Raw genomic sequence first — 16,879 nt, forward strand, 5'->3', positions numbered from 1 at the left:
GGATTAAAAAAAAAATTAACCTGGGTTAATTTTTCTTGACTTAAATTTTTTTAATTGATATACTATTTTTCAGAGAGCTAACAATTATATATAAATGTACTACTCTATCCCACTAGATAATACGTCATAAAACTTTTTATAACAAAGGCTAGCAAAGTTAAAGTTTTCTATCTATTGGGTTTAAAATAAAAAATGAAGGAATTATAATGAAAAAAAGTACGGTATTGTCATTAACTACTGCTGCAGTTATTTTAGCAGCATATGCCCCCAATGAGGTAATTTTAGCAGATGCACCTAGTTCTGAAGATGCTTTAAGAATTTCTGATAAAGAAAAAGTAGTAGCAGATGCACCTAGTTCTGAAGATGCTTTAAAAATTTCTGGTAAAGAAAAAGTAGTAGCAGATAAAGAAACAGAAAACAATGAACAATCTGAAGATATTCATAATGTTATAGAAACTTCAAAGGATATTGAGGAGAAGAAGACAACAGTTATTGAGGAAAAAGAGGTTGTTAGTAGAAAGTCTGAGATAGACAAAAAAACTAGTAACGAAGGAGCAAGTATCAAAGAAGACTCCAAGCAACCCAAAGGAGATGATGCGGACTCATTTGTAAATAAAGATACAGAAAATCCGAAAAAAGAAGATAAACTTGTCTATATTGCTGAATTTAAAGATAAAGAATCTGGAGAAAAAGCAATCAAGGAACTATCCAATCTTAAGGATACAAAAGTTTTATATACCTATAATACGATTTTTAATGGCGCTGCCATTGAAACAACTCCAGATAATTTGGACAAAATTAAACAAATAGAAGGTGTTTCGTCGGTTGAACGATCACAAAAAGTCCAACCAATGATGAATCATGCCAGAAAGGAAATTGGAGTTGAGGAAGCTATTGATTACCTAAAGTCTATTAATGCTCCATTTGGGAAAAATTTTGATGGTAGAGGTATGGTTATTTCAAATATCGATACTGGAACAGATTATAGGCATAAGGCTATGAGAATCGATGATGATGCCAAAGACTCGATGAAATTTAAAAAAGATGACTTAAAAGGCACTGATAAAAATTATTGGTTGAGTGATAAAATCCCTCATGCGTTCAATTATTATAATGGTGGTAAAATCACTGTAGAAAAATATGATGATGGAAGGGATTATTTTGACCCACATGGGATGCATATTGCAGGGATTCTTGCTGGAAATGATACTGAAAAAGACATCAAGAACTTTAATGGCATAGATGGAATTGCGCCTAATGCACAAATTTTCTCTTATAAAATGTACTCTGACGCAGGATCTGGGTTTGCGGGTGATGAAACAATGTTTCATGCTATTGAAGATTCGATCAAACACAATGTCGATGTTGTTTCGGTATCATCTGGCTTTACGGGAACAGGTCTTGTAGGCGAGAAATATTGGGAGGCTATTAGAGCATTAAGAAAAGCTGGAATCCCAATGGTTGTTGCTACAGGTAATTTTGCGACTTCTGCTTCAAGTTCTTCATGGGATTTAGTGGCAAATAATAATCTGAAAATGACCGACACTGGAAATGTAACGCGAACTGCAGCACATGAAGATGCGATAGCGGTCGCTTCTGCTAAAAATCAGACAGTTGAATTTGATAAAGTTAACATTGGAGGACAAAGTTTTAAATACAGAAATATAGGAGCTTTTTTCGATAAAAATAAAATCCTAACCAATGAGGATGGGTCAAAAACTCCAAATAAATTAAAATTTGTATATATAGGCAAAGGTCAAGACCAGGATTTGATAGGCTTGGATCTTAAGGGCAAAATTGCAGTAATGGATAGAATTTATACCAAGGATTTAAAAGATGCTTTTAAAAGAGCTATGGATAAAGGCGCACGTGCCATTATGGTTGTAAATACTGTAAATTACTACAATAGAGATAATTGGACAGACCTTCCAGCTATGGGATATGAAGCGGATGAAGGGACTAAAAGTCAAGTATTTTCAATTTCAGGAGATGATGGTGTAAAATTATGGAACATGATTAACCCTGATAAAAAAACTGAAGTCAAAAGAAATAATAAGGAAGATTTTAAAGATAACTTAGAACAATACTATCCAATTGATATGGAAAGCTATAATTCTAATAAACCGAATGTAGGTGATGAAAAAGAAATTGACTTTAAATTTGCAGCTGACACAGACAAAGAACTTTATAAAGAAGATATTATAGTCCCAGCAGGGTCTACATCTTGGGGGCCAAGAACAGACTTGCTTTTAAAACCGGATGTTTCAGCACCTGGTAAAAATATTAAATCCACTCTAAATGTTATCAATGGTAAATCCACTTATGGTTATATGTCAGGAACTAGTATGGCAACTCCAATCGTAGCAGCTTCTACTGTTTTGATTCGACCAAAATTAAAGGAATTGCTTGAAAGACCTGTCTTGAAAAATCTTAAGGGAGATGACAAAATAGACCTTACAAGTCTTACAAAAATAGCCTTACAAAATACTGCAAGACCGATGATGGATGCAACCTCTTGGAAAGAAAAGAGTCAATACTTTGCATCACCTAGACAACAGGGAGCAGGTCTAATTAATGTTGCCAACGCTTTGAGAAATGAAGTTGTAGCAACTTTCAAAAATACAGATTCTAAAGGTTTGGTAAATTCATATGGTTCCATTTCTCTTAAAGAAATAAAAGGTGATAAAAAATACTTTACAATTAAGCTTCACAATACCTCAAACAGACCTTTAACCTTTAAAGTTTCTGCATCAACTGTAACTACAGATGCTCTAACTGATAGGCTAAAACTCGATGAAACATATAAAGATGAAAAATCTCCGGACGGGAAGCAAATTGTTCCAGAAATTCACCCAGAAAAAGTCAAAGGAGCAAATATCACATTTGAGCATGACACTTTCACTATAGGTCCAAATTCCAGCTTTGATTTAAATGCGGTTATAAATGTTGGGGAAGCAAAAAATAAAAATAAATTTGTAGAATCATTTATTCATTTTGAGTCAGTGGAAGAAATGGAAGCTCTAAACTCCAACGGGAAGAAAAGAAACTTCCAACCTTCTTTATCGATGCCTCTAATGGGATTTGCTGGGAATTGGAACCACGAACCAATCCTTGATAAATGGGCCTGGGAAGAAGGATCAAAATCAAAAGCAATGGAAGGTTATGATGATGATGGCAAACCAAAAATTCCAGGTACCTTAAATAAGGGGATTGGAGGAGAACATGGTATAGATAAATTTAATCCAGCAGGAGTTATACAAAATAGAAAAGATAAAAATACAACATCCCTAGATCAAAATCCAGAATTATTTGCTTTCAATAACGAAGGAATCAACGCACCCTCATCAAGTGGTTCTAATATTGCTAAAATTTATCCTTTAGATTCAAATGGGAATCCTCAAGATGCTCAACTTGAGAGAGGATTAACGCCTTCTCCACTTGTATTAAGAAGTGCAGAAGAAGGAGTGATTTCAATAGTAAATACAAATAAAGAAGGAGAAAATCAAAGAGACTTAAAAGTCATTTCGAGAGAACACTTTATTAAAGGAATTTTAAACTCTAAAAGAAATGATGCAAAGGGCATTAAATCATCTAAACTAAAAGTTTGGGGTGACTTGAAATGGGATGGACTCATTTATAACCCGAGAGGTAGAGAAGAAAATGCCCCAGAAAGTAATGACAAAAAAGATCCTGCTACTAAGATACGAGGACAATTTGAACCGATTGCGGAAGGCCAATATTTCTATAAATTTAAATATAGATTAACCAAGGATTACCCATGGCAGGTTTCCTATATTCCTGTAAAAATTGATAACACCCCTCCAAAGATTGTTTCAATTGATTTTTCAAACCCTGAAAAAATTAAGTTGATTACAAAGGATACTTATCACAAGGTCAAAGAGCAATACAAGAATGAAACGCTATTTGCGAGAGATCAAAAAGAACATCCTGAAAAATTTGACGAGATTGCCAACGAAGTTTGGTATGCTGGGGCCGCTCTTGTTAATGAAGATGGAGAGGTTGAAAAAAATCTTGAGGTCACTTATGCAGGTGAGGGTCAAGGACGAAATAGGAAACTTGACAAAGACGGAAATACCATTTATGAAATTAAAGGTGCAGGAGATTTAAGAGGCAAAATCATTGAAGTGATTGCATTAGACGGTTCTAGCAATTTCACAAAGATTCATAGAATTAAATTTGCTGATCATGCTGATGAAAATGGGATGATTTCCTATTATCTAGTAGATCCTGATCAAGATTCATCTAAATACCAAAAGCTTGGCGAGATTTCCGAATCTAAATTTAAAAATTTAGAAAATAGAAAAGAGGATAGTCTTAAAAAAGATACAACTGAAGTAGAACATCATCAAGAAAATGAAGAGTCTATCGAAGAAAAATCTAGCTTGACTATTCATAAAACTATTTCAACAATTAGAGACTTTGAAACTAAAGACTTAAAGAAACTAATTAAAAAGAAATTTAGAGAAGTTGATGACTTTACAAGTGAAACTGGTAAGAGAATAGAGGAATACGATTATAAATACGATGATAAGGGAAATATCATTGCTTATGACGATGGTAGTGCCTTAGAATATGAAACTGAAAAACTTGATGAAATCAAATCAAAAATTTATGGCATTCTAAACCCATCTAAAGATGGACACTTTGAAATTCTTGGAAAGATCAGTAATGTTTCTAAAAATGCCAAGGTATACTATGGAAATAACTATAAATCTATAGAAATCAAAACGACCAAGTATGATTCCCACTCAAAAACGATGACATTTGATTTATACGCTAATATTAATGATATTGTGGATGGATTAGCTTTTGCAGGAGATATGAGGTTTTTTGTCAAAGATGATGGTCAGATAAAAGCTGAAACTAAAATTAGAATGCCTGAAAAAAATAAGGAAACTAAAGCAGAATATCCGTATGCATCAAGTTATGGGAATGTAATAGAATTAGGAGAAGGAGATCTTTCAAAAAACAAACCAAACAATTTAACGGACATGGAATCTGGTAAAATCTATTCTGATTCAGAAAAACAACAATATCTGTTAAAGGATAACATCATTCTAAGAAAAGGCTATGCACTAAAAGTGACTACCTATAATCCTGGGAAAACGGATATGTTAGAAGGGAATGGAGTCTATAGCAAGGAAGATATAGCAAAAATCCAAAAGGCCAATCCTAATCTAAGAGTCTTATCAGAAACAACAATTTATGCTGATAGTAGAAATGTTGAAGATGGAAGAAGTACTCAATCAGTATTAATGTCGGCTTTGGACGGCTTTAACATTGTAAGATATCAAGTGTTTACCTTTAAAATGAATGATAAAGGGGAGGCAATCGATAAAGATGGAAATCTTGTGACAGATCCTTCTAAACTGGTATTATTTGGTAAGGATGGTAAAGAGTACACTGGAGAAGATAAGTCCAACGTCGAAGCTATAAAAGAAGATGGCTCTACGTTATTTATTGATACCAAACCAGTAAATCTTTCAATGGACAAGAACTACTTTAATCCATCTAAATCTAATAAAATTTATGTACGAAATCCAGAATTCTATTTAAGAGGTAAGATTTCTGATAAGGGTGGTTTTAACTGGGAGTTGAGAGTTAATGAATCAGTTGTAGATAATTATTTAATCTACGGAGATTTACACATTGATAACACTAGAGATTTTAACATTAAGCTTAATGTTAAAGACGGCGACATCATGGACTGGGGAATGAAAGACTATAAAGCAAACGGATTTCCAGATAAGGTAACAGATATGGATGGAAATGTTTATCTTCAAACTGGCTATAGCGATTTGAATGCGAAAGCGGTTGGAGTACACTATCAATTTTTATATGATAATGTCAAACCTGAAGTAAGCATTGATCCTAAGGGAAATACTAGTATCGAATATGCTAATGGAAAATCTGTAGTCTTTAACATCAATGATAAAAGAAATAATGGATTCGATGGTGAGATTCAAGAACAACATATTTATGTAAATGGAAAAGAATACAAATCATTTGATGATATCAAACAACTAACAGATAAGACACTAAACATTAAGATTGTTGTAAAAGATTTCGCAAGAAATACAACCGTAAAAGAATTCATTTTAAACAAAGATACGGGAGAGGTAAGTGAACTAAAACCTCATAGGGTAACTGTGACCATTCAAAATGGAAAAGAAATGAGTTCAACGATAGTGTCGGAAGAAGATTTTATGTTACCTGTCTATATGGGTGAATTAGAAAAAGGATACCAATTTGATGGTTGGGAAATTTCTGGTTTCGAAGGGAAAAAAGACGCCGGCTATGTTCTTAATCTATCAAAAGATACCTTTATAAAACCTGTATTCAAGAAAATAGAGGAGAAAAAGGAGGAGGAAAATAAACCTACTTTTGATGTATCGAAAAAGAAAGAAAAAACACAATCTAATTCAACTAATGATGTCAATAGTATTGTTTCTGATGAAAATGATAAAAACTTTGAAATTAACAAGAACGTTTATCTAAATGAAGAAGGGAACTTAACTAATAAAAATACCAGCATCAATAGTAAATCAACTAGTAACAATCCTAATGAGTTGCCAAAAACCGGAACAGCAAGCGGAGCCCAGACACTATTAGCTGCCGGAATCATGTTTATAGTAGGAGCTTTTCTTGGATTGAAGAGAAAAAATAAAGATTAAGACAAAAGCTATAGAAAAAATGGTTTATGTACTGAGATTAGATAGTGAGGTGATGACATAGTTTTGTGAAAATATTGATTTATAAATATATTATTTAGATTTCTATGAAAATGGGAGATTTTAAAGAGATATATGTAAAAGCCTTGTCTCAGGACAGGCTTTTTCTAATGGAGATGGGTTCTGTTTAAAATCCATTTCTTTGGCTTATAAAAATATAAATACAAACGGTTGTTTATATTTTGTGGTATAATGTATTGTAATAAATACTTGTTTTGATACCAATCTAGAGATGTTTTGATAGTTAATTATTCTAGAAATTTTTGCTTGGATTTTTTTAAAAGTCATAAAAGTTCATGGATAGTAACGAATGAAGTATCGTAAGCTTGGCTGAATATCAATCAAAAAGGAGAAAATTATGAATAAGAAAGAACGGGAAAAACAATTTGAAGAGATCAATGGACCTAAGCGGTCTGAATCAAAGTCGGCTCCGAATAAAAATATAAAAATCTATATTGGCATAGCACTCTCTGTTTTAGTCACTCTCATCTTGGTAAGTATTTTCTCATATCTTCTGATTGGAAAGAAAGAGCCAAATCAAGCATCGTCTGCAGTTTCAACAACAGTGACAACAAGTCAAGCGTCTACAAGTCAAGGAAAAACGGATGAGACTGATAAGGACAAACAAGAGGAAATTCAAAAACTCAAGGATCAACTGACTGCTTTAGATACCAAAATTACGGAAGCAGAAGCACTTGTTAGCAAGTTGAAGAAAGAAACTACCGTTCCAAAACTAGATATTGAAGCAATCAAGAACAATGATTTGTCTAGTTTAGAAGGTACTTGGCGTAGTCAATCTGGTAATGAATACATTATTAATGATTCTGGAGAAGTACGTGCGACTTGGTTTACAAATGATCAAAAGTACGAATCTGTAGTTGGATTAAAGGTATCAAAAGGACAAGATAGTCGTAACCCTGAGACAGCGTCTATCAGTGCATGGGTAAAAGATTCTATTGCTGGAGGATTCGTAGTAGTAGCTGTGCCAAGTGGAGTTGTTATGCAACCTGCTGATGACGGAAAGATTACGGATAAAAGCAATCATGCTGAGGAAAGACTACTTTCAGGACAAGATTATGGGTCTATGTTAATGAAACCAGAAAATGTTTATTATCGTGTGAAACCAGATACCAGTAAACTTGAGGAAGCAGAAAAGAACTTAGCTCAACTACAAGCAGACCGTGAATCAATCAAATCTTCTCTAGAGTCAAAGGAAAAGAAAAACTAGATGGTATTCGTTCAAAAATACTGTTACAATCAGCAAAATCAAGAAGTCCATTAGGTCTTCTTTTCTTTTATCACGACTATTCAACCACATAGACAAAGATATTGACCAGATAGGCAAAAGGGCTTGTTCTTGAAAAATTCCTCTGCTATAATGGTTCATGTAAGGGGCGTGAGGGGTCAGTATCAGACAACTCAAGTCAATTAAAAAGAAAATGGAGACATAAAAATGAAAAAAGTATTGGGACTTGTATTTTTAGTAGCAGCAGCGCTAGTATTGTATTTCGGATCTGTTGGCTGGCCAAGTTTGGATGTCAACCTCTGGTCACTCATTCCGGTAGGATTGTTCCTTTATTTCACGCTAGAAAACTTTTTGAAAAAAGACTACAAGGCTAGCTTGATGTGCTTGATCATCGCCTTTATCATTGAAAATGCTATTTTTGATCTCTTACCCATTTCAAGTGGTTTGGTGATTGGTGCCGGTGTGCTAGCTTGTGTAGGACTTGGCTATCTCTTTCCTGATAAGGATAAAAAAGAAGATAAATAAAAAAGTCTCGAGATTTCTCGAGACTTTTTTTACGGACCAGCGTAATATTTTTGAATCCCTTTTACGATGCCTGCGACCAGTTTATCTTGGTAGTGGCTATCTCTAATTTGTTGGTTTTCGGAGAAATTATCCATATAACCAAGTTCTAGGAGAACGGCTGGTTTGGCTGTTTCGCGTAGTACGGCATAGCTGCTCTCCAACAGACCAGCGTCTTTGGCCCCTGTTTCTGCTAGGAGAGAGGAGTGGATGGCAGTGGCGAGGCGTTTGCTTTCACTCATACGATCTGGGTGATTGTGCCAGTATTTATTAATCTTACTTGGATAATCAGGTTCATCGCTATAGGAGTAGGTTTGAATACCGCTCGCTTTTGAGTAGGTATTACCAGTAGCGTTGAAGTGAATACTGATAAAAATATCCGAGTTGGTTTTATTAACCATACGAGAACGTTCGGTAACAAAATCAACGTCAATATCACTATCACGAGAAGTGAGGACCTTGTAACCTAGTTCTTCCAACTTACTACGAAGCTTACGGTAAATCTGCATGTTGAGATCTTTTTCAGCTACATTGTAGTAAAAGGCACCTGAATCTCGACCACCATGCCCAGGATCTAGGAAAATGGTATTGCTGTATTGGCCTTTTACAAATCCACCTTCAGTTGAAACTTCAGAAATCCATTGGCCGTATTTTTGGAACAGGTGTTCCTTACCGTCTATCTTGTAAGTTCCTGAAACATAATGTCCATTATCATCTAGGTAGTAGCGTGCTTTGTCAGAGTTATCGTAAATCCATTCGCTCTTTGCCATGTAACCACCTGACTTGAGGTAGTATGCTCCAATCCACTCCTGATTTGCATAATGGCCATCCTCTTTTAGATAGAACCAGCTCTTGTAGGCTTTATCAAAGATCCACTCTTTTTCCGCCATGGCTCCACTGGTTTTGAGGTAGTAGCTTCCTTTCCATTTGTCTGCTAGCATCCCACCATTCTGGTCAAATGAGTACCAGGAACCCTGAATCTTTTGCCAGTTTTCTTGGACATATCTCCCTGACCCGTTCGCATAGAACCAAGTATCCTTGATTTTGACCCAGTTGTTTTCTGCCATAGCTCCACTCTGGTTGAAGAGGTAGCCCTTGAAGGTTGTCGCACTCAGCATTCCACCGTCTTTGTCAAAGTAATACCAAGAACCGTTGATTTTCTCCCATTTATCCTGTGAGATTTTTCCAGAAGGAGCGACATAATACCAAATTTGGTCTAATTTAGTCCAGCCCTTTTCTGCCATAGCTCCGCTTTTTGTGAGAAGATAGCCGTCAACGGCGGTGTTGCTGAGCATACTTCCAATTTGGTCAAAATAGTACCAGGAGCCGTTAATTTTTTTCCAGGTGTTCTGAGCTAGTCGTCCAGAAGGATCAGCATAGTACCATTGATTGTCCAGTTTGGTCCAGCTATTTTCTATCATGACACCATCTTGGTCAAAGGCATAGCCTTTGTAGATAGTAGAATGAAGACGATTACCATCTTGATCGAAGTAGTACCATTTGCCTTGGATTTGTTTCCAGTTCAAAGCAGGCTTATCATCTTGGTAAAAACGCCAGTGATGATTTTCTTGGTACCACCCTTCTTTTTTTGTCTTGTCTTCTTGCGCATCTACTTTCGGAAGAACTTCTGATTTAGAGTTTTCCTCAACACTTGATTCTTTCTTTTCTTCTTTGGCAATTATTTCCTTGACAGCAGGTGTGGATTGAGTTGTGTTTTCTTCTCCTAAGACGGATGTGGGTGCTAATCCTACGATTGAAAGGATTAAAGCACTGGTCAGTAGTATCTTTTTCACTTTCTATTTCCTAACTTTTTCTTTTTCCCTTTTTCATTTTTCCCATTAATTATCAAATTGAACTTCTTCTAGTAAGTATTCGATAAAGCGTTCGCCCATCTTAGACAGGCTGGTTTTTTCATGCTGGATATAGACTAGTTCAATCGGGTCGTCAATGTCCAGCGGAATGGAAACGATATTATCTCCGTTGAGGTTGCTGTTCAAAATCCCTGTTGCAATGGTGTAACCATCCAAACCAATCAAGAGGTTAAAGAGGGTGGCGCGGTCACTGACTACAATGGATTTCTTGTGGTGCTCTTGTGAAAGAATCTCCTCTGAAAAGTAGAAGGAGTTGTGCGTCCCCTGGTCATAACTCAGATAAGGAAAGTCTTCCAAATCAGCCAGTTTGACCTTGTCTTTTTTAGCTAGAGGGTTGGTCTTGCTGACAAAGATATGGGGTTGAGCGGTAAAGAGGTGGTGGGCTAGCAGGTGATTGTCATCCAGCATTTTCGTTAAAACATCACGATTGTAGCTGTTTAAAAAGAGGACACCGACCTCGCTACGGAAGTTCTTGACGTCATCGATAATCTCCCAAGTCCGAGTTTCACGAAGGAAGAGCTCGTATTTCTCCATATCACTTTTCTTGAGCAGAGAGACAAAGGCATTGACTACAAAGGCATAGTGCTGAGAGGAAACGCTGAAAAGTTCGCGGTGGGCGATAGGATTTTTATAACGTTCCTCCAGAAGCTGAGTTTGCTCGACAACTTGACGAGCGTAGGAGAGAAACTCCATCCCATCACGCGTCAAGGTAATTCCCTTGGGATTGCGGATAAAGATTTCAATGCCCATTTCATTTTCCAAGTCTCGAACAGCATTAGAGAGACTGGGTTGGGTGATAAAGAGTTGCTTGGCTGCCTCATTCATAGAGCCAGTTTCGACGATTTTGATAATATAGTGTAGTTGTTGAATTCTCATGTTTTTATTGTACCATACTTGCGGAAGAATGGGCAATGAAGACGAAGAAAATAGGGGGAAAGAGCTGGTCCAGTATTGAAAAAAAGTCTAGAATCTGCTAAAATGGAAGCTATGAAAACATTCTATGATGTGCAGCAATTTCTCAAACAGTTTGGCATTATTGTTTACATGGGGAAGCGCTTGTATGATATTGAACTGATGAAGCTCGAACTCTCTCGGATCTATGATGCAGGTCTGATGGACAAGCTAGACTATCTAGAGGCGGAAGCTGTTCTTCGTAGAGAGCACAAGATAGAATTAGACTACATAGAGAAAAATGGAGATAAGAACTTATGACAATTTGGGTTTTGTGGGGAATCGTATTGGCGATGGCTGCATGGATGGGTTATAACTACCTTCGTATTCGTCGTGCGGCTAAGATTGTGGACAATGCAGAATTTGAAGCCTTGATTCGGAAAGGGCAATTGATTGATGTCCGTGAACCAGCAGAATTTCACAGAAAACATATCCTCGGAGCTCGCAATATTCCTTCAAATCAGTTGAAGTCAAGCCTTGCAGCCCTTCGCAAGGATAAACCTGTCCTTCTCTACGAAAACCAACGTGGACAAAGAGTGACCAATGCAGCACTTTATTTGAAAAAACAAGGTTTCTCTGAGATTTATATCCTTTCTTATGGGTTGGATTCTTGGAAAGGGAAAGTGAAGACGAGTTAACATTCTATTAAAATCTGTCGAATGATAGATAAAGCTAGCATTTTATGGTATCATCATTTATATTAAATTTAAGGAGATTTTGTAATATGAATTCACAACAAAAGAAAAAACCTTCACTTATTTTAGGTATCTTATCTATTGTGCTCGGTTTGCTATTTCCAATAGTAGGTCTGATTTTGGGGATCATAGGATTGGTCTTGGCTTTTTCATACCAAAAAGAATCTGGACTAGACTATAAAACAGAAAAAATTCTCAACATCGTAGGACTTGTGGTTTCTGTACTTAACTGGATTGTAACTGTCGCAGTATTTTTTAGAATTGTAGCTGTCGCAGTATTTTTTAGATAAGCAATAAACAAAAAAGCTTTAAATTTAAAGCTTTTTTTCTTTTATCCACTTTTTTCTAAGTATTTTTTAATCATCTCTAATTCTTCTTGGTTTAAGAATCGGTATTGCCCTTCTGCAAGTTCTGAATCTAACGTAAAATCACCGAACTGGACTCTTTTTAAGGCAGTCACCTTGACACCGACTGAGAGGAACATCTTTTTGACCTGATGAAATTTTCCTTCTGAGATGGTGATGGAGGCATGGCTCTCTGTTGGGCCTGCGGATAGAATATCTAGTTTTGCAGGTTTACAAGTGGTTCCGTCTAAAAAGACAATCCCCTCTTTGAATGACTGGATATGGTCTGGTGTGAGCAGACCGTTGACCACCACTTGATAGGATTTATCAACATGGTGCTGGGGATGGAGGAGTTGGAATCCTAAAGGTCCATTGTCTGTCAAAAAGAGCAGCCCCGTCGTATCGCGGTCTAATCTGCCGACAGCATAGAGCTGGTCAGACTGGATGTCAGGTGGCAGGAGCTCCATGACGGTTGGTAGGTCCTTATCCTTGCTAGCTGTAACGACTCCGTTTGGCTTATGAAGCATGAGGTAGGTGTGCTCGTATCCTTGAATCTGCCGTCCTTGAAAAACTAGTTTCTGCAATCCAGTGTCGACATTTTGAGCGAGGGAGCTGGCTGGACAATCGTCCACTAGGATCTCTTTTTTCAAAAGTGCCTGTTTCATAGCCTTGCGACTGACCTTTTCTTGGGCTAATAATCTATCTAAACGCATACCAGCTTATCTTATCATAAGTCTCTGACTTTGAAAAGAGTTGCCTTGACTAGAAAAGCGAAGTGAAAACATTTACACTTAGCTGAACTGTGATTTTTGAATGAGACTGTGGTATAATTGTTCAGTTAGAAATAAATTTTAAATATTATAGAGGAAATCATGACAAAATTAAGAGAAGATATCCGTAACGTAGCCATTATTGCCCACGTTGACCACGGGAAAACAACCCTCGTTGATGAATTATTGAAACAATCAGAAACGCTTGATGCACGTACTGAATTGGCAGAGCGCGCTATGGACTCAAACGATATTGAAAAAGAGCGTGGAATTACTATCCTTGCTAAAAATACAGCCGTTGCCTACAACGGAACTCGTATCAATATCATGGACACACCAGGACACGCGGACTTCGGTGGAGAAGTTGAGCGTATCATGAAAATGGTTGACGGTGTTGTCTTGGTCGTAGATGCCTACGAAGGAACCATGCCACAGACTCGTTTCGTATTGAAAAAAGCCTTGGAACAAGACCTTGTCCCAATCGTGGTTGTCAACAAAATCGATAAACCATCAGCTCGCCCAGCAGAAGTAGTGGACGAAGTCTTGGAACTCTTCATCGAGCTTGGCGCAGATGATGACCAGCTTGATTTCCCAGTTGTTTATGCTTCAGCTATCAACGGAACATCCTCCTTGTCAGATGATCCAGCTGATCAAGAAAAAACAATGGCACCAATCTTTGATACGATTATCGACCATATCCCAGCTCCAGTAGACAACTCAGATGAGCCTTTGCAGTTCCAAGTGTCACTTTTGGACTACAATGACTTCGTAGGTCGTATCGGTATCGGTCGTGTCTTCCGTGGTAGTGTGAAAGTTGGAGACCAAGTTACCCTTTCTAAACTAGATGGTACAACGAAGAACTTCCGTGTTACAAAACTCTTCGGTTTCTTTGGTTTGGAACGTCGTGAAATCCAAGAAGCCAAAGCAGGTGACTTGATTGCCGTATCCGGTATGGAAGATATCTTTGTTGGTGAAACTATTACTCCGACGGATGCCATTGAACCACTTCCAATCCTACACATCGATGAGCCAACCCTTCAAATGACTTTCTTGGTCAACAACTCACCATTTGCAGGTCGTGAAGGAAAATGGGTGACTTCTCGTAAGGTGGAAGAACGCTTGCAGGCAGAATTGCAAACAGACGTTTCCCTTCGTGTTGACCCAACGGACTCACCAGATAAATGGACTGTTTCAGGACGTGGAGAATTGCACTTATCAATCCTGATCGAAACCATGCGTCGTGAGGGTTATGAGCTTCAAGTATCTCGTCCAGAAGTTATCGTAAAAGAGATTGATGGTGTTAAATGTGAGCCATTTGAACGTGTGCAAATCGATACTCCAGAAGAATACCAAGGATCTGTTATCCAAAGCCTTTCTGAACGTAAGGGTGAAATGTTGGATATGATTTCAACTGGTAATGGTCAAACTCGTTTGGTCTTCCTTGTTCCAGCGCGTGGTTTGATTGGATACTCAACTGAGTTCTTGTCAATGACTCGTGGTTACGGTATCATGAACCATACCTTCGACCAATACTTGCCATTGATTCCAGGGGAAATTGGTGGACGTCACCGTGGTGCCCTCGTTTCCATCGATGCTGGTAAGGCTACAACTTACTCAATCATGTCTATCGAAGAACGTGGAACCATCTTTGTCAACCCAGGTACTGAGGTTTACGAAGGAATGATTATTGGTGAAAACTCTCGTGAAAACGATTTGACAGTTAACATCACTAAGGCCAAACAAATGACCAACGTTCGTTCTGCAACCAAGGACCAAACAGCGGTTATCAAGACACCTCGTATCTTGACCCTTGAAGAGTCTCTTGAGTTCTTGAACGACGATGAGTACATGGAAGTAACGCCTGAGTCAATCCGTTTGCGTAAGCAAATTCTCAACAAGGCAGAGCGTGAGAAAGCCAACAAAAAGAAAAAATCAGCTGAATAAGAGCTAGAAAGAGATAAAGATGGTCTATTTAATCATAGGGATACTCTTATTACTACTCTATGTATTTGCGACACCCCAAAGTATCAAAGGAACAGTCAACATCGTTATCTTGGTCTTTGTAGTTGTTGCACTCTTGATTTTGCTGATGTTGTCCATCTTGCAAATCTTCCAATTACCGACAGAATTCTTTGTCACAATCGCCATGTTGGCCCTAGCTTACTTTAGCTTGAGAGACATTACGCTCATGTCTGAAAAAAAGAGCAGAAGAAGATAAATAGAAAGAGAGCTATGGCTCTCTTTTTCTATGCTAGAATGAAGGCTAGAGCATTTTCGTTTAGTATTATTTCCATAAAAATGGTAAAATAGTAGGAGTAGAAATGGAGTTTGAGACATGAAAGTAATCGATCAATTTAAAAATAAGAAAGTACTTGTTTTAGGTTTGGCTAAGTCTGGTGAGTCTGCGGCCCGTTTGTTGGACAAGCTGGGTGCTATTGTGACAGTAAATGACGGCAAGCCTTTTGAGGAGAATCCTGCTGCTCAAAGCTTGCTAGAAGAGGGAATCAAGGTTGTCACTGGTGGGCATCCTTTGGAGCTCTTGGATGAAGATTTCGCTCTGATGGTGAAAAATCCAGGTATCCCGTATAGCAATCCCATGATTGAAAAGGCATTGGCAAAGGGGATTCCAGTCTTGACTGAGGTGGAATTGGCTTATTTAATCTCAGAAGCGCCAATTATCGGTATCACTGGTTCAAATGGGAAAACAACCACAACGACGATGATTGGGGAAGTTTTAACTGCTGCTGGTCAACATGGTCTTTTGTCAGGGAACATCGGCTATCCTGCTAGTCAAGTGGCTCAAACTGCGACAGCCAAGGACACGCTCGTCATGGAACTTTCTTCTTTCCAACTAATGGGTGTCCAAGAATTCCATCCTGAGATTGCGGTTATTACCAACCTCATGCCAACTCATATTGACTATCATGGTTCTTTTGAAGAGTATGTGGCAGCTAAGTGGAATATCCAGAACAAGATGACAGCGGATGATTTCCTTGTATTGAACTTTAATCAAGACTTGGCAAAAGAATTGGCTAGCAAAACACAAGCCACTGTTGTACCATTTTCAACATTGGAAAAGGTTGATGGAGCTTATCTGGAAGATGGTCAACTCTACTTCCGTGGAGAAGTGGTCATGGCAGCTAGTGAAATCGGTGTTCCAGGTAGCCACAATGTAGAAAATGCTCTTGCGACTATTGCTGTAGCCAAGCTCCGTGGCGTGGACAATCAAACCATCAAGGAAACTCTTTCATCCTTTGGTGGTGTCAAACACCGTCTCCAATTTGTGGATGAAATTCAGGGTGTCAAATTCTATAACGATAGTAAGTCAACCAATATCTTGGCTACTCAAAAAGCCTTGTCAGGATTTGACAATAGTAAGGTTATCTTAATCGCAGGTGGTTTGGACCGTGGCAATGAGTTTGACGAATTGGTGCCAGATATTACTGGGCTCAAGAAGATGGTCATCCTCGGTCAGTCTGCAGAACGTGTCAAACGGGCAGCAGATAAGGCTGGTGTGGTTTATGTAGATGCGACAGATATTGCAGATGCGACCCGCAAGGCTTATGAACTCGCGACTCAAGGAGACGTGGTCCTTCTCAGTCCTGCTAATGCTAGCTGGGATATGTATGCTAACTTTGAAGTACGTGGAGATCTTTTCATCGACACAGTAGCGGAGTTAAAGGAATAAT

The 16,879-nt window shown here is 37.9% G+C and carries 12 protein-coding genes; 9 read left to right on the forward strand and 3 right to left on the reverse strand.

What is annotated here, in order from left to right:
* Positions 1-206 precede the first annotated feature (206 nt).
* The 3 genes from B7721_RS05055 to B7721_RS05065 all read left to right on the forward strand — a co-directional run bounded on the left by B7721_RS05055 (position 207) and on the right by B7721_RS05065 (position 8,523).
* Positions 207-6,695, forward strand: coding sequence for a S8 family peptidase (locus B7721_RS05055; RefSeq protein ID WP_084877862.1), 6,489 nt, complete (start codon positions 207-209; stop codon positions 6,693-6,695).
* Positions 6,696-7,110: 415 nt separating this feature from the next.
* Positions 7,111-7,980 carry a DUF6287 domain-containing protein gene (locus B7721_RS05060; protein WP_084877864.1) on the forward strand — a complete coding sequence of 290 codons (870 nt, stop codon included), beginning with the start codon at positions 7,111-7,113 and terminating at the stop codon, positions 7,978-7,980.
* A gap of 225 nt (positions 7,981-8,205) precedes the next feature.
* Complete coding sequence (locus B7721_RS05065) at positions 8,206-8,523, forward strand: hypothetical protein (RefSeq protein WP_084877865.1); 318 nt, start codon at positions 8,206-8,208, stop codon at positions 8,521-8,523.
* Positions 8,524-8,552: 29 nt separating this feature from the next.
* Here the strand turns inward: B7721_RS05065 and B7721_RS05070 are convergent, their stop codons facing one another.
* Positions 8,553-10,352: an N-acetylmuramoyl-L-alanine amidase gene (locus B7721_RS05070; protein ID WP_084877867.1), complete on the reverse strand. Its 1,800-nt coding sequence runs from the start codon at positions 10,350-10,352 to the stop codon at positions 8,553-8,555.
* Positions 10,353-10,397: 45 nt separating this feature from the next.
* Positions 10,398-11,306: a LysR family transcriptional regulator gene (locus tag B7721_RS05075; RefSeq protein WP_001222578.1), complete on the reverse strand. Its 909-nt coding sequence runs from the start codon at positions 11,304-11,306 to the stop codon at positions 10,398-10,400.
* 102 nt (positions 11,307-11,408) lie between these two features.
* On the opposite strand from B7721_RS05075, the gene B7721_RS05080 reads away from it, so the two are divergent.
* The 3 genes from B7721_RS05080 (at position 11,409) to B7721_RS05090 (ending at position 12,366) form a co-directional block, all read left to right on the forward strand.
* A complete protein-coding gene (locus tag B7721_RS05080) occupies positions 11,409-11,642 on the forward strand; it encodes a YqgQ family protein (RefSeq protein ID WP_044135604.1) in 234 nt (77 codons plus the stop codon).
* Positions 11,639-12,019, forward strand: coding sequence for a rhodanese-like domain-containing protein (locus B7721_RS05085; RefSeq protein WP_049485369.1), 381 nt, complete (start codon positions 11,639-11,641; stop codon positions 12,017-12,019). The genes B7721_RS05080 and B7721_RS05085 overlap by 4 nt, the downstream gene beginning before the upstream one ends.
* 86 nt (positions 12,020-12,105) lie before the next feature.
* Entirely contained in the window at positions 12,106-12,366 is a 261-nt protein-coding gene (locus tag B7721_RS05090) for a hypothetical protein (RefSeq protein WP_001088136.1), read from the forward strand.
* Positions 12,367-12,407: 41 nt separating this feature from the next.
* Here the strand turns inward: B7721_RS05090 and B7721_RS05095 are convergent, their stop codons facing one another.
* On the reverse strand, positions 12,408-13,133 hold the full coding sequence (locus B7721_RS05095; RefSeq protein ID WP_084877869.1) for a 16S rRNA pseudouridine(516) synthase: 726 nt from the start codon (positions 13,131-13,133) through the stop codon (positions 12,408-12,410).
* Between the two features lie 159 nt (positions 13,134-13,292).
* Between B7721_RS05095 and typA the strand changes: the two genes are divergently transcribed.
* The 3 genes from typA (at position 13,293) to murD (ending at position 16,878) form a co-directional block, all read left to right on the forward strand.
* Complete coding sequence (gene typA / locus B7721_RS05100; RefSeq protein WP_000164126.1) at positions 13,293-15,134, forward strand: translational GTPase TypA; 1,842 nt, start codon at positions 13,293-13,295, stop codon at positions 15,132-15,134.
* 19 nt (positions 15,135-15,153) lie between these two features.
* Complete coding sequence (locus tag B7721_RS05105) at positions 15,154-15,408, forward strand: DUF3165 family protein (RefSeq protein WP_000262663.1); 255 nt, start codon at positions 15,154-15,156, stop codon at positions 15,406-15,408.
* 117 nt (positions 15,409-15,525) lie between these two features.
* A complete protein-coding gene (gene murD, locus B7721_RS05110; RefSeq protein WP_084877870.1) occupies positions 15,526-16,878 on the forward strand; it encodes a UDP-N-acetylmuramoyl-L-alanine--D-glutamate ligase in 1,353 nt (450 codons plus the stop codon).
* Position 16,879: the final 1 nt, after the last annotated feature.

Origin of the sequence: Streptococcus oralis subsp. oralis (assembly GCF_002096445.1) — a bacterium.
Lineage (GTDB): Bacteria > Bacillota > Bacilli > Lactobacillales > Streptococcaceae > Streptococcus > Streptococcus oralis_N.